Origin of the sequence: Allomuricauda sp. d1 (genome assembly GCF_039592695.1) — a bacterium.
Lineage (GTDB): Bacteria > Bacteroidota > Bacteroidia > Flavobacteriales > Flavobacteriaceae > Flagellimonas_A.
The window spans coordinates 1-17,036 of record NZ_JBBUTK010000004.1; the positions used below are offsets into that span (position 1 = coordinate 1).

19 protein-coding genes are annotated in these 17,036 nt (G+C 43.0%); 12 read left to right on the forward strand and 7 right to left on the reverse strand.

Annotated features, from left to right (window positions below):
* Positions 1–360: 360 nt before the first annotated feature.
* From thrS to AAAH86_RS14475, 5 genes are all read left to right on the forward strand, one after another.
* Positions 361–2,301 carry a threonine--tRNA ligase gene (thrS, locus tag AAAH86_RS14455; RefSeq protein WP_343488374.1) on the forward strand — a complete coding sequence of 647 codons (1,941 nt, stop codon included), beginning with the start codon at positions 361–363 and terminating at the stop codon, positions 2,299–2,301.
* A 36-nt stretch (positions 2,302–2,337) separates the two neighbouring features.
* On the forward strand, positions 2,338–2,889 hold the full coding sequence (gene infC, locus AAAH86_RS14460) for a translation initiation factor IF-3 (protein ID WP_343488474.1): 552 nt from the start codon (positions 2,338–2,340) through the stop codon (positions 2,887–2,889).
* A gap of 27 nt (positions 2,890–2,916) precedes the next feature.
* Positions 2,917–3,114 (forward strand): 50S ribosomal protein L35, encoded by a 198-nt coding sequence (rpmI, locus tag AAAH86_RS14465; RefSeq protein ID WP_343488375.1) that lies wholly within the window; start codon positions 2,917–2,919, stop codon positions 3,112–3,114.
* Positions 3,115–3,242: 128 nt separating this feature from the next.
* On the forward strand, positions 3,243–3,587 hold the full coding sequence (gene rplT / locus AAAH86_RS14470) for a 50S ribosomal protein L20 (RefSeq protein ID WP_343488376.1): 345 nt from the start codon (positions 3,243–3,245) through the stop codon (positions 3,585–3,587).
* A gap of 86 nt (positions 3,588–3,673) precedes the next feature.
* The gene (locus tag AAAH86_RS14475; protein WP_343488377.1) at positions 3,674–4,333 is read left to right on the forward strand and encodes a GDSL-type esterase/lipase family protein; all 660 of its coding nucleotides are present in this window, start codon (positions 3,674–3,676) and stop codon (positions 4,331–4,333) included.
* On the opposite strand, the gene AAAH86_RS14480 is transcribed toward AAAH86_RS14475, so the two are convergent.
* Positions 4,328–4,750, reverse strand: coding sequence for a secondary thiamine-phosphate synthase enzyme YjbQ (locus tag AAAH86_RS14480; RefSeq protein WP_343488378.1), 423 nt, complete (start codon positions 4,748–4,750; stop codon positions 4,328–4,330). The two genes, AAAH86_RS14475 and AAAH86_RS14480, sit on opposite strands and share 6 nt — an antisense overlap.
* A 169-nt stretch (positions 4,751–4,919) precedes the next feature.
* Here AAAH86_RS14480 and AAAH86_RS14485 point away from each other — a divergent pair, with 169 nt between their 5' ends.
* Genes AAAH86_RS14485 through AAAH86_RS14495 form a run of 3 tightly spaced genes read left to right on the forward strand, consistent with a single transcriptional unit; the run spans position 4,920 to position 6,297 of the window.
* Complete coding sequence (locus AAAH86_RS14485) at positions 4,920–5,711, forward strand: HAD family hydrolase (RefSeq protein WP_343488379.1); 792 nt, start codon at positions 4,920–4,922, stop codon at positions 5,709–5,711.
* A gap of 9 nt (positions 5,712–5,720) precedes the next feature.
* Positions 5,721–5,954 carry a DUF433 domain-containing protein gene (locus AAAH86_RS14490; RefSeq protein WP_343488380.1) on the forward strand — a complete coding sequence of 78 codons (234 nt, stop codon included), beginning with the start codon at positions 5,721–5,723 and terminating at the stop codon, positions 5,952–5,954.
* A 1-nt stretch (position 5,955) separates the two neighbouring features.
* On the forward strand, positions 5,956–6,297 hold the full coding sequence (locus AAAH86_RS14495) for a DUF5615 family PIN-like protein (RefSeq protein WP_343488381.1): 342 nt from the start codon (positions 5,956–5,958) through the stop codon (positions 6,295–6,297).
* Here AAAH86_RS14495 and AAAH86_RS14500 read toward each other — a convergent pair.
* The 5 genes from AAAH86_RS14500 to tgt form a co-directional block, all read right to left on the reverse strand.
* Positions 6,294–7,547 carry an asparagine synthetase B gene (locus AAAH86_RS14500; protein ID WP_343488382.1) on the reverse strand — a complete coding sequence of 418 codons (1,254 nt, stop codon included), beginning with the start codon at positions 7,545–7,547 and terminating at the stop codon, positions 6,294–6,296. The two genes, AAAH86_RS14495 and AAAH86_RS14500, sit on opposite strands and share 4 nt — an antisense overlap.
* Positions 7,548–7,671: 124 nt before the next feature.
* Positions 7,672–9,222, reverse strand: coding sequence for a replicative DNA helicase (dnaB, locus tag AAAH86_RS14505; protein ID WP_343488383.1), 1,551 nt, complete (start codon positions 9,220–9,222; stop codon positions 7,672–7,674).
* Between the two features lie 167 nt (positions 9,223–9,389).
* The gene (locus AAAH86_RS14510; RefSeq protein ID WP_343488384.1) at positions 9,390–10,343 is read right to left on the reverse strand and encodes an acetyl-CoA carboxylase carboxyltransferase subunit alpha; all 954 of its coding nucleotides are present in this window, start codon (positions 10,341–10,343) and stop codon (positions 9,390–9,392) included.
* Positions 10,344–10,526: 183 nt separating this feature from the next.
* A complete protein-coding gene (locus AAAH86_RS14515; RefSeq protein WP_343488385.1) occupies positions 10,527–11,609 on the reverse strand; it encodes an LptF/LptG family permease in 1,083 nt (360 codons plus the stop codon).
* Positions 11,609–12,739 (reverse strand): tRNA guanosine(34) transglycosylase Tgt, encoded by a 1,131-nt coding sequence (tgt, locus tag AAAH86_RS14520; RefSeq protein ID WP_343488386.1) that lies wholly within the window; start codon positions 12,737–12,739, stop codon positions 11,609–11,611. The genes AAAH86_RS14515 and tgt overlap by 1 nt, the downstream gene beginning before the upstream one ends.
* A 166-nt stretch (positions 12,740–12,905) precedes the next feature.
* Between tgt and AAAH86_RS14525 the strand changes: the two genes are divergently transcribed.
* From AAAH86_RS14525 to AAAH86_RS14535, 3 genes are all read left to right on the forward strand, one after another.
* A complete protein-coding gene (locus AAAH86_RS14525; RefSeq protein WP_343488387.1) occupies positions 12,906–13,751 on the forward strand; it encodes a transketolase in 846 nt (281 codons plus the stop codon).
* A 74-nt stretch (positions 13,752–13,825) separates the two neighbouring features.
* Positions 13,826–14,779, forward strand: a complete 954-nt coding sequence (locus AAAH86_RS14530) for a transketolase family protein (RefSeq protein WP_343488388.1) — start codon at positions 13,826–13,828, stop codon at positions 14,777–14,779.
* A gap of 148 nt (positions 14,780–14,927) precedes the next feature.
* Complete coding sequence (locus tag AAAH86_RS14535) at positions 14,928–15,515, forward strand: porin family protein (RefSeq protein WP_343488389.1); 588 nt, start codon at positions 14,928–14,930, stop codon at positions 15,513–15,515.
* Positions 15,516–15,589: 74 nt separating this feature from the next.
* Here AAAH86_RS14535 and AAAH86_RS14540 read toward each other — a convergent pair whose 3' ends face one another.
* Positions 15,590–16,570: a hypothetical protein gene (locus tag AAAH86_RS14540; RefSeq protein WP_343488390.1), complete on the reverse strand. Its 981-nt coding sequence runs from the start codon at positions 16,568–16,570 to the stop codon at positions 15,590–15,592.
* A gap of 78 nt (positions 16,571–16,648) precedes the next feature.
* On the opposite strand from AAAH86_RS14540, the gene AAAH86_RS14545 reads away from it, so the two are divergent.
* Complete coding sequence (locus AAAH86_RS14545; RefSeq protein WP_343488391.1) at positions 16,649–17,020, forward strand: RNA-binding S4 domain-containing protein; 372 nt, start codon at positions 16,649–16,651, stop codon at positions 17,018–17,020.
* Positions 17,021–17,036: the final 16 nt, after the last annotated feature.

Genomic DNA, 17,036 nt, shown 5'->3' on the forward strand with positions numbered 1-17,036 from the left:
TACGCTGTCAATTTTCCGATATGTACATGAACTTTTCAAAAAAACAGGGGCATAAAATAAGGCCTCCCGACCTCCAAAAAACTGCCCCAATTCCACCTCGCTTACCAGCAAAGCGGGTGCAAATATAGAAAGCTTTTTTTCACCCGACAAAATTCTTTTCAATAAAAATTTCAAAAAAAATCAATACCCTGAAAATCAGATAGTTTTATTGGTATTTCCGACTTTATCCCATATTTTTTCTGTACACCATCCGAAGAATACCTTATATAAAAGTAACGGCGTTAAAATGAACATCGTTATGCTGCCATTGTCGCATCATCACAACATATTATCTTTGCAGCTGTTTTTAACAAAGATTGGATGATAAAAATCACGCTGCCCGATGGGGCCGTCAAAGAAGTTGAAAAAGGATCTTCACCTCTTGATATTGCCAAAAACATCAGTGAAGGCCTCGCCCGCAATGTTATTTCTGCAGAATTCAACGATGAGACTGTAGAGAGTACGACGCCTTTGTATGAGGATGGCAGCCTTACTTTATATACATGGAATGACAAAGCAGGAAAAAAAGCGTTTTGGCATTCTTCATCACATGTGGTCGCACAGGCTTTGGAAGAATTGTATCCGGGCATCAAATTGACCATTGGGCCAGCTATTGAAAATGGGTTTTATTATGATGTGGACTTCGGCAGTCACACCATCTCAGAAAAAGACTTCCCTGAGATAGAAAAGAAGGCCTTGGAAATAGCCCGGGGCAAGCACGATTTTAAAATGCGTCAAGTTTCAAAAGCCGATGCCCTGCATTATTACAAGAATCATGGCAATGAATACAAGGTTGAGCTCATAGAAAACCTGAACGACGGTGAAATCACTTTTTGTGACCACAGTACGTTTACCGATCTCTGTCGTGGTGGCCATATTCCGAATACCGGAATCATAAAGGCCATCAAAATATTGAATGTTGCCGGTGCCTATTGGCGTGGTGATGAGAACAATCCTCAATTGACCCGGGTGTATGGCATTTCCTTCCCCAAACAAAAAGAACTTACCGAATACTTAGAATTGCTGGAGGAGGCCAAAAAACGTGACCACAGAAAACTGGGCAGGGAATTGGAGTTGTTCACCTTTTCACAAAAGGTAGGTCAGGGGTTACCATTATGGCTTCCCAAAGGTGCGGCACTTCGTGAACGATTGGAGTCCTTCCTAAAAAAAGCACAGAAAAAAGCAGGTTACGAGATGGTCGTAACTCCACACATAGGCCAAAAAGAACTGTATGTCACCTCGGGGCACTATGCCAAATATGGTGAGGATAGTTTTCAACCCATACACACCCCAAAAGAAGATGAAGAGTTCTTGTTAAAGCCCATGAACTGCCCCCACCATTGCGAAATTTACAACAGCAGCCCGTTCAGCTATAAAGACCTACCAAAAAGGTATGCAGAGTTCGGTACGGTTTACCGCTATGAACAAAGCGGTGAATTGCATGGTCTGACCCGGGTGCGTGGTTTCACCCAAGATGACGCCCATATTTTTTGCACTAACGAGCAGCTGAACGACGAATTCAAAAATGTGATTGACCTATCATTATATGTATTGGGTTCTTTGGGATTCGAAAACTTCACCGCACAAGTTTCTGTTAGGGATAAGGACAAACCTGAAAAGTATATTGGAGATGCCGCCGACTGGGGCAAGGCCGAGCAGGCCATCATCAATGCCGCAGATGAAAAAGGATTGGATTATGTCATAGAACCTGGGGAGGCTGCTTTTTATGGCCCAAAACTCGACTTTATGGTCAAAGATGCTTTGGGAAGACAGTGGCAATTGGGCACCATACAGGTAGATTACAACCTGCCAAAACGTTTTGACCTGACCTACAAAGGTTCTGATAATGAACTGCACCGCCCCGTGATGATACACAGAGCTCCGTTTGGAAGTATGGAGCGATTTGTGGCACTGTTGTTGGAACATACGGGAGGTAATTTCCCATTGTGGTTGATTCCTGATCAGGCTATTGTATTGCCTGTCAGTGAGAAACACGAAAAATATGCCGAAAAAGTTTTGAATTCCCTAGAAAATCACGAAATTCGCGCGCTCATTGATAATCGCAACGAGACGGTCGGCAAGAAAATACGTGAGGCAGAATTGAAGAAAATTCCATTCATGCTCATTGTTGGTGAGAACGAAGAAAGTTCTGAGACCATATCGGTGCGAAGGCATGGCGGGGATGATTTGGGCAGTATGTCTGATGGTGAATTCGCTGACTTGGTAGCTAACGAAATAAGTGCTACCTTAAAGTCGTTCTAGAAAAGTTTGTTTAATTAAAATTTTGATACCATAGCAATACGAAGAAGATTTAGGCCCCAACCTAAAAGGGAGAATAAAAATCCCCATAATATCAATGAAAAAATAACCGCTCCCGAAGTTCGATTGGTGGGAGATAATGTAGAGATGGGCGTGTACCCCATCAAGAAGGCTCTTGAAAAAGCAGGGGAACTGGAGCTTGATTTGGTAGAAATCTCACCAAATGCAAAGCCACCCGTCTGCAAAATCATGGATTACAAAAAGTTTCTTTACGAACAAAAGAAACGCGAGAAGGCCATGAAGGCCAAGGCCAGTAAAGTGGTGGTCAAAGAAATTCGGTTTGGGCCGAACACAGACGACCACGATTACGAATTCAAAAAGCGCCATGCAGAAAAGTTTCTGAAGGATGGTGCCAAATTGAAGGCATACGTATTTTTCAAGGGGCGTTCAATCGTGTACAAAGACCAAGGAGAAATTCTTTTGTTGCGATTGGCACAAGAATTGGAAGAACTGGGCAAGGTTGAACAAATGCCCAAGTTGGAAGGGAAGCGAATGACCATGTTCATCGCCCCAAAGACAAGTAAAAAATAATAAGCGGAGATAAATTAACTTAGGAAAATGCCTAAACAGAAGACAAAATCCAGTGCCAAAAAGCGGTTCAAGCTTACGGGCACCGGTAAAATCAAAAGAAAGCACGCTTTTAAAAGTCACATTTTGACCAAGAAATCTAAAAAGCGTAAGCTAAGGCTGACACATTCAACGCTGGTACACCCTGCGGACGAAAGCAGCATCAAAGAACAATTGCGTTTAAAGTAATCGTTCTTTCGGTTTATTTTAATGTTTAACCCTGGAGTCGGGCCAAATGATTGACGATTGTAGATTTACGATTTGAGAATCACAAAAAGTGGCGATTATCGTCCGCCTGCTACAAAAAAAGAAAACAAATGCCAAGATCAGTAAACTCAGTTGCTTCTAGAGCCAGAAGAAAAAAGGTGATGAAGCAAGCCAAAGGTTACTTCGGAAGACGAAAAAATGTCTGGACAGTAGCCAAAAATGCGGTAGAAAAGGCAATGCTTTACGCATACCGCGACAGAAGAAACAAAAAACGAACTTTCAGAGCACTTTGGATTACACGTATCAATGCCGGTGCACGCCTGCATGGGATGTCATATTCACAGTTCATGGGAAGGGTAAAAGCCAATGGCATCGAATTGAACCGCAAGGTGCTCGCCGATTTGGCCATGAACCACCCAGAGGCATTCAAGGCCATCGTCGAGAAAGTCAAATAAGAATTTACATAAACTTTACCCCGCTTATTTAAATCCCGCTTTTCAGCGGGATTTTTTTTGTACTTTATGTTTATAATGACACTTTTATGAAAAGATTTCTCTTTTGGGGATTTTTTATTTGCTGCTCCTTTTGCTTTTGTCAGAATGATGCGCTGTCTTATTTGGCGCTTGGTGATAGTTATACGGCAGCCACAAGTGAACTTCCACAGAACGGATGGCCGCAGCAATTGGTAACGTATCTCAACAAGAAAAAGATTGATGTAAAAGACCCACTTGTTATTGCAGGACCTGGATGGACCACAGAAAAATTGTTGGACGAGGTTCAAAAGAAAGGGTTGGGCAACGATTTTGGGCTGGTATCATTGATGATTGGGGTCAACAACCAGTATCGTGGGCTTGATTTCGATGGGTTTAAAAAAGAGTTCTTAAAATTATTGCAAAAGAGTATCACATTCACTGGCGGAGATGCCTCACATGTGGTTGTAGTTTCGGTACCAGATTGGAGCGTCACCCCCTTTGCCAAGTTCAAGAACAAAGCCAAAATCACCAAAGAACTAAAAAACTACAATACATTCATTCAAACCGAAGCTAAAAAAAATGGTGCCCTTTTTGTTGACGTCACGCCAGCTTCTAAAAACATGGCGATTGACAAGACGCTGATTGCTACTGACAGCTTACATCCTTCAAAAAAAATGTATCGAATCTGGGCAAAAAAAGTGGGAAGGGAGTTATTAAAAACCCTATAACCCAAATGCCGTCAAGACCAACTTCCTGCCTGATGCGTGGTTTCGATGCTCACAGAGATAAATACCCTGCCAGATACCTAAATTGGGTTTACCATTTGTGATGGGTATCTGAACCGAACTGCCCATCAAAGAGGCCTTGATATGTGCGGGCATATCGTCAGGGCCTTCATAATTGTGAACATAATATGGTGCGTTTTCAGGAACCATCTCATTGATATGGCTCTCGAAATCAGAGCGAACCGTTGAATCTGCATTTTCATTGATGGTCAAACTGGCCGACGTATGTTTGATAAACACCTGCAAGATTCCTGTATGAACTGTTTTGATTTCTGGGATGGATTTCAAAATATCTTCAGTGATCAAATGAAACCCCCTAGTGAAAGGTTTCAACTGTATTTCGGCTTGATAGAATTTCATAAAAACACACAATTTGTCATTCCCGCGTCTGTGCCGAACTTGTTTCGGTAAAGACGGGTATCCAAAATAACAGATTTTTAGCGACGTAAAATGATAAGATAATTTTAATACCAACACTAGGAAAATAAACCTGACTCACAATCTTTACCTTTGCAGCTTATTTATTTGTATGGATTTTTCGAACATCAAAATGGTCGTCACCGATATGGATGGCACCTTGCTCAACTCAAACCATGAGGTCAGCAAACGCTTTTTCGAACTTTTTGAACTGCTCAACAAGAAAGATATCTGTTTTGTTGCCGCCAGTGGCAGACAATATCACAGCATCGTCAATAAATTGCAACCTATCAAAAACGATATCATCGTCATCGCTGAAAATGGTGGCTTTGCGATTGACAAAGGCAAAGAGATTGTGTCCACTCCCCTACCGATTGCTACTCGAAATGATGTCTTGGATATTCTAAAAAATGTGGGGGATAACTACCCCGTGCTCTGTGGCAAACACTCGGCCTTTATTTCCGATAGCTCACCAAAATTTGAGAAGATGCTCAGGGAATATTATACCCGATTTGAAGTCATCAAAGATTTGAAGTCCTCCAATGAGGAAATCTTGAAGATTGCGGTGTACCATTTTGAAGATTCTGAGAAATACATCTACCCAGCGGTCAAACATCTGGAAGGCCAACTCAAGGTCAAGGTTTCGGGTGAAAATTGGGTTGACGTCTCCAATCTAAAAGCCCATAAAGGTTATGCCCTGAAAAAAGTGATGGAAAAATATGGCGTTCAATCTCATGAAATCATTGTTTTTGGAGATTACAATAATGACATCGAAATGTTGCAACTTTCGAACCATAGCTTTGCCATGGCCAATGCACACCCAAATGTGAAAAAAGTGGCCAAATTTGAAACAGGAAGCAATGATGAGGGTGGTGTAGAAGCTATTTTGGAAAAAATAATTTAATTTTATTGTATGAAATATCTAAACGATAGAATAACGGTTGATGAATCCATTTGTAATGGGAAACCCACCATCAGAGGTAAACGAATCACTGTTGAAACAATTCTGGATTTTCTGAGTGCAGGTGATTCTATTGATGACATTCTCAAAAACTACCCATCTTTGGAAAAGGAAGATATTTATGAGAGTCTAAAATTCGCTTCAAGTTTTTTAGGTAAGATGACCATTAAGGGCACTGCTGCATAGCATGAAAAAGTTTTTGATTGATGTAAATCTACCTAAAAGGTTCTCACTTTGGAAAAGTGCATCTTATATCCATCAATCAGATTTAGATGATACGGCATCAGATAATACAATTTGGGATTATGCCAAAGAAAAAAATCTGACCATAGTAACTAAAGATTCTGATTTCTCAAACAGAATATTATTTGCAAACCCTCCGCCGAAAATTATTCATGTGAAGGTTGGAAACATGAGGATTCAAAAATTACATGAGTACTTAAATTCTGTATGGCCTCAAGCTCTTGAGCTTATTGAGACCCATAAGCTTGTAAATATTTATCCAGATAAAATCGAAGCTCTTCGTTAAGTCTTCTGCTTTTTCTTTCTTGCCGCTGGAAACAACACATTGTTCAGGATCAACCGATAGCCGGGCGAAGTCGGGTGCAGTTCCAGTTCCGTTTTGGGATCGCCCACACGATGTTGGTAATCTTCAGGGTCGTGGCCGCCATAAAAAGTAAAAAACCCTTTGCCTTTTATTCCATGAATGTAGCGGGCTTCGCCATTTAATTTGCTTTCACCCAACACCATGACTGTCGGCTTTACCTCATCTCGCTCAAAAGAAGTGGTTTGCCCCATAAACCCCTTGACCAATGTGGTGTGGTTCTGGGTCAGCATGGTGGGTACGGGATCCCATTTGGCAGAAAACTCCATCAACGAAAAATAATCGGACTCCTTAGGGATTTTGCGCTTGCCCGTCATGTCAATGGATGAAAATTCATACCGCAGCGGATTCCGCTCCAAATTGAAGCCGGTGAAAGCAAAAGTCCTGTTGAAATCGAGTTTCCCCTGGTAGTTGGCCTCAGAGGGGTCGCCGTCGAACATGGGTTCACAGATGTCAACATCTTTGGCAGCCAGCGCAATGTCAAAACTATCGGTAGCCGAGCACATGGCAAACATAAAGCCGCCGCCAATGACATAACGTCGTATTTTCTCCGCTACGGCACTTTTTTGATCCGAGACTTTGGTATACCCCAATTTGGCAGCCCTTTCTTCGGCTAAACGCTTGCCTTCAATATACCAAGGAGCCGCACGGTAGGCCCCGTAAAATTTTCCATATTGGCCCGTAAAATCTTCATGGTGCAGGTGCAACCAATCGTAAAGTGCCAGTTTATCATCCAATACTTCTTCATCATACAAGGTGACATACGGAATCTCGGCATAGGTCAGTACCATGGTCACGGCATCGTCCCAGGGTTGGTTATCTTTTGGGGAGTAGACAGCAATCTTGGGCGCTTTTTCCAAAATCACGGCATCTTGATTTTGTGACGGACTGCTGATATCATCCAAAATGGCTTCCGCCTGGGCATCTGAAAGCACCTCAAACGAAACTCCACGAATTTGGCATTCTTTACGGATGGCATCCCCATCGGGCAATAAAAAAGAACCACCACGATAGTTGAGCAACCACTGTACTTTTTGTTGCTTGGTCAATACCCAATAGGTAATTCCATAAGCTTTAAGGTGATTCTTCTGCCCCTCGGCGTCCATAGGAATGAGGATGACCGAGGCGGATAAGTAAATGCTAGAGACTAGACATAAGACGCAAGACAGTATCATTTTATACTTAAAACTAAGAGCCAAAAAAAGCTTTGTTTTTTGTTTTGACACCCCTAGCCCTTCGACTGCGCTCAGGGTGACATCTTTAAGCAGAAAATCTGAATAAGAAACTTTACATAAAAATTTAGAAAGGAATGTCGTTGTCTTCGTCTGGAGATTCGTCATCGTTCATTGTACTGCCAAAGGCTTCATTGACATCGGGCAGATTTTTTGTGATAAAAGGGTTTTCTTCATCCGCATTCATCTTTGATTGAAACTCAAAGGGCGAATCAAAGTCATCTAAATTATCAAATTTACCCAAAGCCCCAATGAACTTTAACCTAATGTTATCGAGCCCTCCATTACGGTGTTTGGCCACGATAAACTCCGCCTGACCCTGTGTGGGCGTACGTTCTTCATCGTCCCACTCATCAATTTTATAGTACTCGGGGCGATAAATAAAAGAAACGATATCAGCATCTTGCTCGATGGCCCCTGACTCACGAAGATCGGAAAGAATCGGGCGCTTGCTGCCCCCACGGGTCTCAACCGCCCTAGACAACTGTGAAAGTGCAATAACAGGTACATTCAGTTCTTTGGCCAACGCCTTAAGGTTTCGTGAAATGGTAGAGATTTCTTGCTCTCGGTTACCTCCTTTCTGGCTAGCCCCAGAGGTCATCAACTGCAGATAATCGATGACTATCAGTTTAATCTTGTGCTGTGAGGCCAAGCGTCTTGCTTTTGCCCGCAAATCAAATATGGACAGTGATGGTGTATCATCAATGAACAATGGTGCCTTTTCAAGCGATTTCACTTTTACGTTCAATTGCTCCCATTCGTGCTTTTCCAATCGGCCTGTGCGCAATTTTTCTGAGGACAACCCGGTTTCTGAGGATATCAATCGAGTAATCAACTGTACCGATGACATTTCCAACGAAAAGAATGCGACCGGAACCTCTGCATTGACGGCAATATTTCTGGCCATCGAGAGCACCAATGCCGTTTTACCCATACCGGGTCGGGCAGCAATAATGACCAAATCACTAGGTTGCCAGCCCGAGGTCAACTTGTCAATTTTGTCAAACCCTGAAGGGATGCCGCTCAAGCCTTCCTTATTGGCAATCTCCTCGATTTTCTTTTTGGCCTGTATGACCAGGTTTTGGGCCGTTTCGGCCGAGCGTTTTAAGTTGCCTTGCGTGACCTCGTAGAGTTTAGCTTCCGCATTGTCCAGCAAATCAAAAACATCAGTGCCCTCGTCGTAGGCATCTTCTATAATTTCGTTGGAAATTTTGATCAGGCTTCTTTGGATGTATTTTTGAAGGATGATTCGCGCATGAAACTCAATGTGGGCCGAAGAAGCCACCTTTTGGGTCAATTTTATAAGGTAGAAATCACCGCCGACCGCTTCTAGATGCCCATCCTTTTTTAGCTGGGCAGAAACGGTTAATAAATCCACAGGTTCAGAAGATTCGAAGAGTTTGAAAATGGATTCGTAGATGAATCTATGCGCATCCTTATAAAAAACTTCAGGATGCAAAATATCAATGACTTCATCAACGCCTTTTCTGTCAATCATCATAGCACCAAGCACAACTTCCTCTAAATCAATAGCTTGAGGGGGAATTTTCCCGCGCTCTAAGTTGATGATTGTTGATTTGTCGAGACGACGACCGACTATCGGGCTTGGTTTGTCCATGAGAGCGAAAGTATGGAATTAACCTTAAGTTAACTTTGAATCTTCAAGTTGGGATGTCAACAGGTCTTCAACAAAGTTACTGTTGATAACTTATAAAATATGTTAACAACGAAAAAAAACTAAGGATAAAAAGATTGCGAAAATTTCTTCAAACAGAAAATCAAGGGTTAACCGCTGAACACACCCATATCGGCGTATTTCTCCATACGGGTTTTTACCAATTCTTTTGGGGATAACTTTTTCAGCTCTTCGTAATGGGCTGCAATCTTGTTCTTAACGGTTGTAAAAGTTTTCTCACGATTGCTGTGTGCCCCACCAACAGGTTCGCGCACGATTTCGTCTATGAGCTTCAATTTTTTCATGTCGGTTGCCGTTAGTTTGAGAGCTTCAGCTGCTTGTTCTTTATACTCCCAGCTACGCCAAAGTATCGAAGAACAAGACTCCGGTGAGATGACAGAGTACCATGTATTCTCAAGCATCAGCACTTTATCGCCCACACCGATGCCCAAAGCACCGCCTGAAGCACCTTCGCCAATAATCACCACAATGATGGGCACTTGTAGCCTAGTCATTTCAAGAATGTTACGTGCAATGGCTTCGCCTTGGCCCCGCTCTTCAGCCTCAATCCCAGGATACGCACCGGGGGTATCTACCAAAGCAACTACTGGAATGCCAAATTTCTCTGCCGATTTCATCAAACGCAATGCCTTTCGATATCCTTCAGGATTGGCCATCCCAAAATTTCGGTATTGTCTGGTTTTGGTATTGTACCCTTTTTGCTGACCAATGAACATGAAGCTCTGGTCACCAATTTTACCGAGACCGCCGACCATAGCCTTGTCGTCTTTCACGTTTCTGTCGCCGTGCAACTCTAAAAAAGTATCACCGCAAATGGCGTTGATATAATCCATGGTGTATGGCCGGTTGGGATGTCTAGATAATTGCACCCGCTGCCATGCGGTCAAATTCTTATAGATTTCTTTTTTTGTTTCGGTGAGTTTTTTCTCAATCTGTTCGCAGGTCTCGGTCACATCAACATCGCTCTCTTCGCCGATGACCTTACATTTTTCAAGCTGTTCTTCAAGCTCTTTGATAGGAAGTTCAAAATCTAAATACTCCATTGGATAGATAGTAGGATTTTAAAAAGTGTTGCCGACAAAGATACAGTTTTGACCCAATACTAGAGATTAATGTAAATCTATGACCTTGCCAACATTGCAAGGGTTTGGTTTTATCTCCTAAAATCTAGTCTTATCTAAATAGTCTACCACAAATATATTCAGAAATAAAACTAGGGTCGTGATCTATCGCTTTGCCTTTTGAAGTAGGTATATGGCCAGGGCACCAAAAATCACATTGGGTATGGCAACCGCCAATAGCGGCGAAAACCCCGATTGCTCTGCCATGGTACCAAAAATTCGGTCAAAGAAAACATAGACGAGGCCCAAAGCGATGCCCATCAGCAGATTAAAGCCCATGCCTCCCCTACGTTTAACAGACGATACCGCTACGGCAATCAATGTTAAAATAAACGCCGCGATGGGCAAAGCCCATCGCTTGTATTTTGCCAGTATATAAACATTGACATTTGATGCACCTTTTCTTTTTTGGTCTTTGATAAAATCATTCAATTCAAAAAGGTTCTTGGTATCGGCGGCATACGATACGGGAGTCAGGTCATTGATCTTGAAACTGAACAAGGTATCCAACCTTCGCTTGGTCTCTACCAATTCAACTCCGTTTCTGATTTTGCGCTTTTTGTAGGAGGTCAGGCGATAAAGGCTATCTTTTTCTACCCAGCGAATATTTGCGGCTGAAATTTTATAGTCCAACTCATCATTTTCGCCAAAATGCTCATAGGTGAAGTTGTAACCAATCTGCCGTTTGGGCTCAAAACTGCTGACATAAATGAAGTCATTTTCATTGAGCTGGGTAAAAATATTGGTGGTCTGGCGATCTTGCCTTCCCTTTTTGAAATACTTGAACTCAAATTCATTGAAGCCAATGCTGGCACGGGGCACGATGAACATGCCCATCAAAAATATGAGTACGGCTACGATACTGGCACCGATAAGATAAGGCCTAAGAAAACGCCAATACGACACTCCCGAGCTTAAAATGGCCGTAATCTCAGTATTGCTGGCCAGTTTTGATGTAAAAAAGATGATGGATAGAAACAATAAAATGGGCATCAACAGATTACCGAGCACCAAACTGAAATTTCCATAGAAAATAATGACCTCATCGAGCGGGGCCTCGTTATCAATGATTCGTCCTATTTTTTCGGCCAGACTGATCATAATCCCAATAGGAATGAACAACAACATGATGCCCAAAAAGGTCATCAAATAACGTTTCAGTATGTACCTATCTAGAATGGTGAGCATCAAAGTCTTTTGTCCATTTGTTTGACCATCTTATTCTTCCAATCCAAAAAATCACCCGCTAAAATACGCTTCCGCGCTTCACGTACCAACCAAAGATAAAATCCAAGATTGTGTATGGTTGCGATTTGCCGGCCCAAATATTCATTGGCGGCAAAAAGATGGCGCAGATACGCCTTCGAATACTCGGTGTCAACCCATGTAATGCCCATGGCATCAATTGACGAAAAATCGGCTTCCCATTTTTTGTTTTTGATGTTGATCGTGCCTTCTGAAGTGAACAACATACCATTTCGGGCATTGCGTGTTGGCATAACACAATCAAACATATCAATGCCCAAGGCGATATTCTCGAGAATATTGATAGGTGTGCCCACACCCATAAGGTAGCGTGGTTTGTCTACAGGAAGGATATCGCAGACCACTTCGGCCATTCCGTACATTTCTTCGGCAGGCTCCCCTACCGAGAGCCCCCCAATGGCATTTCCTGCTGCATCAACCGAAGCGATGTACTCTGCCGACTGCTTGCGCAAATCTTTATAGGTGGAGCCTTGTACAATAGGGAAAAAGGTCTGAGCATAGTTGTGCTTGAAAGGTGTTTTCTCCAAATGGGCCAAACAACGGTCGAGCCAACGATGGGTCAGATGCATTGAACGTTTTGCATACCCATAATCACAGGGGTATGGGGTGCACTCATCAAAGGCCATGATGATATCGGCACCGATGCTCCGCTGCAATTCCATAACATTTTCAGGGGTGAAAAAATGGCTCGATCCATCAATATGCGACTTGAAATTAACGCCTTCTTCGTTGATTTTTCGATTGTCGGAGAGTGAATAAACCTGATAGCCCCCACTATCGGTCAAAATATTGCCCTGCCAACCCATGAATTTGTGCAATCCCCCAGCTTTTTCCAAAATATCAATACTAGGCCGCAGATACAAGTGATACGTGTTGCCCAGAATAATGTCGGGTTTGATGTCTTCACGAAGTTCACGCTGGTGCACGCCTTTGACAGAAGCTACCGTACCCACGGGCATAAAAATTGGGGTCTCTACTTTGCCATGGTCGGTCTCAATGGTCGCAGCCCTTGCCTTGCTTTTGGGGTCGGTATGGTGGAGTTCAAATTTCAAAATCGATTTTTGAGCCGCAAAGATAACCATCCCGATTTCGAAAGCCCTTAACAAAAGAATAAAGTTGTGGCTACACCACTGTTGAGAAATGAGTAAAAAATAAAGCCGAATGCGTTTGTACGGGCCGTTCATTGCGGTTATTTTTGAAACCATCAAAAAAAAGTTTATGGCAGACATACAAGCTTTGCAAGAATTGGTCGTACAAGTAAGGCGCGATATTCTTCGAATGGTTCACAACGTGAATTCAGGGCACCCCGGTGGTTCTCTTGGGTGTACAGAATTCTTTGTCGCCCTTTACAACGAAATCATGCACTTGAAAGATGGTTTTGATATGGATGGGAAAGGTGAGGATGTTTTCTTTCTTTCCAATGGACATATCTCCCCTGTTTTTTACAGTGTGCTGGCACGTAAGGGGTATTTTCCCATTGAGGAATTGAACACGTTTCGATTGATTGACTCCCGTCTTCAAGGCCATCCGACCACCCACGAGGGCTTACCCGGCGTTCGTGTGGCGTCGGGCTCTCTTGGACAGGGCATGTCAGTAGCCATCGGAGCGGCATTGGCCAAAAAATTGAATGGCGATGACCATTTGGTCTACAGCCTGCACGGTGATGGTGAATTGCAGGAAGGCCAAAATTGGGAAGCCATCATGTTCGCTGCCGCCAATAAAGTGGACAACTTGATTTCTACCGTTGACAGGAACGGACAACAAATTGATGGGCCGACCGAAGAGGTATTGCCCCTGGGCGATGTTTCGGAAAAATTCAAGGTTTTTGGTTGGGATGTACTTGAACTTAAGGATGGAAATAATCTGCAACAGGTCATCGACTGCCTTAAAGAAGCAAAAAGCCGTACAGGCAAAGGGAAGCCCGTTTGTATCGTGATGGATACGGTTATGGGCAATGGTGTCGATTTTATGATGCACACCCATGCATGGCATGGCAAAGCGCCCAATGACGAACAATTGGAAACAGCGTTGGCCCAAAATCCAGAAACGTTGGGGGATTACTAGCCCCACCCAAATCTTAAAAGTCTACTGAAAAATGAATGAGATTCCCGCCTTCGCGGGAATGACAAAATATAAAAATGAAAAAATACACAGACCAAGGAAAACAAGATACCCGGAGTGGCTTCGGCGAAGGAATGACAGAATTGGGCAGAACAAACCCCAATGTGGTCGCACTTTGTGCAGATTTGGTGGGTTCACTAAAGATTCAACCCTTTATAGATGAAAATCCAGAACGCTTTTTTCAAGTGGGCATCGCCGAGGCGAACATGATGGGCATTGCCGCTGGCCTGACCATTGGGGGAAAAATACCTTTCGCGACCACCTTTGCCAACTTTGCCACAGGCAGGGTCTACGACCAAATTCGACAGTCCATCGCCTATTCAGATAAAAACGTGAAAATCTGTGCCTCACACGCGGGCATCACATTGGGCGAAGATGGGGCCACCCACCAAATCTTGGAAGATATTGGTCTGATGAAGATGCTTCCGGGCATGACGGTCATCAATCCCTGTGATTTTAACCAGACCAAGGCAGCGACCTTGGCCATCGCCGACCATCACGGACCCGTCTATTTGCGTTTTGGTAGGCCAAAAGTGGCCAATTTCACCCCTGTGGACCAAGAATTTGAAATCGGAAAGGCCCTAATGCTCAACGAGGGCAGCGATGTGACCATTTTATGTACGGGCCATTTGGTATGGCAATCTCTGCTGGCCGCAGAAAACCTCGAGAACCAAGGTATCTCTGCCGAGGTCATCAACATTCACACCATCAAACCCTTGGATGAGGAAGCCATTTTAACATCCATAAAGAAAACAGGTTGTGTCGTCACTGCCGAGGAGCACAACTTTTTGGGTGGTCTTGGTGAAAGTGTGGCGCGCACCCTAGCTGTGCACCACCCTACCCCTCAAGAATTTGTGGCCACCAACGATACTTTTGGCGAAAGTGGCACCCCAGAGCTGTTGATGGAGAAGTATGGCTTGAACAATAAAGCGATAGAGGCCGCCGTTCTAAAAGTGATGAAGAGAAAATAATCTGCCAAGGCTAGTTGCCCTGAATATTTATAACTGAATTGGCATAAAAAATTAGAGGCGAGTTTTGGTAGTAAATTAAATCTCGATTATCGAGTTTGGTATCGTCTTTGATGCTTCTTTTCATCATAATCATTAAACAGAACACGAAATGAAAAGAACACTTTTAGTATTAGCAGCAATTTTAGTGAGTGCCACGGCTTTTGCACAAGCAGGCTCTGGTTTTGGTGTCAAAGCCGGTCTGAACTATGCAGGCAATGGCGATTATTTTGACTCGACACGTGATGCATTTGAAAATCCTGATAGAAATGCAGGATTTCATATAGGAGTCTATGGCAAATTGGGCAATCGGCTTTATTTGCGTCCTGAATTGGTTTATACCAATACAACTTCTGATTATAACGAAGGAGATTTAAAAATCAGCAAACTTGATTTGCCCGTGCTGGTGGGCACCAAGGTCATTGGCCCATTGCATGTCTTTGCAGGCCCATCGTTCCAATACATTTTGAACACCAAATTTGATGGCGTAAAATTCGACGATATTGAAAACGATTTCACTGTTGGCGTGAATCTCGGTGCTGGGGTGAATTTGGGCAAATTTGGTATCGACCTACGTTATGAAAGAGGCTTTTCAGAGAATGAGGTCAATTTCATTAATTCGAACATTACAACACTAAATGGTGACCGGGTAGACACCCGACCTGATCAGTTGATTCTTAGTTTCTCTTTGAAACTCTGAGCTTAATATTGTAAGTCATTAAAAAAAGGGGGCGAAACCATGGTTTCGCCCCCTTTTTTATTCATCTCACATCATTAATTATCGCCGACAGTCCTTTGGAAATCAACATCCAAATAATCATCAATACCGTTATTATCATCGTCGGGATATGGAAATATGATATTTCCATCAGCATCTGAAATCTCTTCACGGGTCGGTATCCCGTCCCCATCGTCATCACTGTCCCTAAAGTTGGCAGTTGCAGGAAAACCTGCACTGGCTTCAACTTGTGAATCGGTGTTGTCATCAAAAAAATAATCGTTGCCATTCAAATCTTCCAACCTATTCGGTATACCATCCTGATCGGTATCGGTATCAACGATGGTCAGTCCGACATTGACCTGAAAAATAAGACTTGAGTACGCTGAGATTAAGTTTGATCCTCCATTACCATTGAAATAACCCAATCCAGAGGGCATTATTATTAATCCGACACCACTATTGGTAAAATCCGTTGTACCATCTGGATTTTCAATGATACCTCCTGTAGTACCTGTCCTGAATTTTGCTATCCCGTTTGCAAAACCCCTGATATTGGAAGCTTGATTGAACCAGGTAAAAGACGTCGAAGCATCAAAGGGTGCACCGTTCAATACCATACCCTCGTATTTCACAAGAACCGAATCTGCCGTGGTCGGGTTAAGCCCCTCGCCCTCTTTTGCACTGAGATAATAAAATGTATGGGGCACATCATTTTCTTCTTCAATCAACGGAAATTGAATAGAAGAAACATTGACAACTTCAGATTGCACCAAATCACTCAATGGTGTTTTATCGGCATTATCTCCTGCCAGGGTATCGATTCTAATTTTAAAATCAAAATCAGCTGGAGGGTTTTCAAACTCTTCGTAATTATAGGTGTGGGTCCTCAAAAAATCTTGAATCTCAGCATCGTCCTCAGCACTTACCTCCGTCAACAATCGTGGTGGCACCACGGTTCCACCCAGCCCATCATCATCATTTGCACATGCTTGAGATAACAGCACAGCAAGCAAGACCAATAAAATATTACGCATGTAGCAATTTTTAATTTGGCGGGCAAGATACAATTTTCCCCTATTTTTGCCCATTGCCTTAACAAAGAATTGCAGATCATGCGTGTCGACAAGTTTCTATGGTGCACCCGATATTATAAGACCCGTAACATGGCGACCACAGCCTGCAAAAAAGGACAAATCAAGGTGAATGGCAGTACTGTGAAACCTTCTCGTGAAGTATTTCCGATGGATAAAATCGTGCTCAGAAAAAACCAAATCGATTTTCAATTGACCGTTTTGGATATTCCAGAAAATAGGGTCGGTGCCAAATTGGTGGATATCTACCGTAAAGACACTACCCCGAAAGATGCGTTTGAGCATTCAGATCTGTTGAAATATGCAAAAGACCACTATCGGAAGAAAGGTTTGGGCAGGCCCACGAAAAAAGATAGGCGCGATATAGACGAATATCTTGATGAGGGTGACTAACTTTCAGCACTATTTG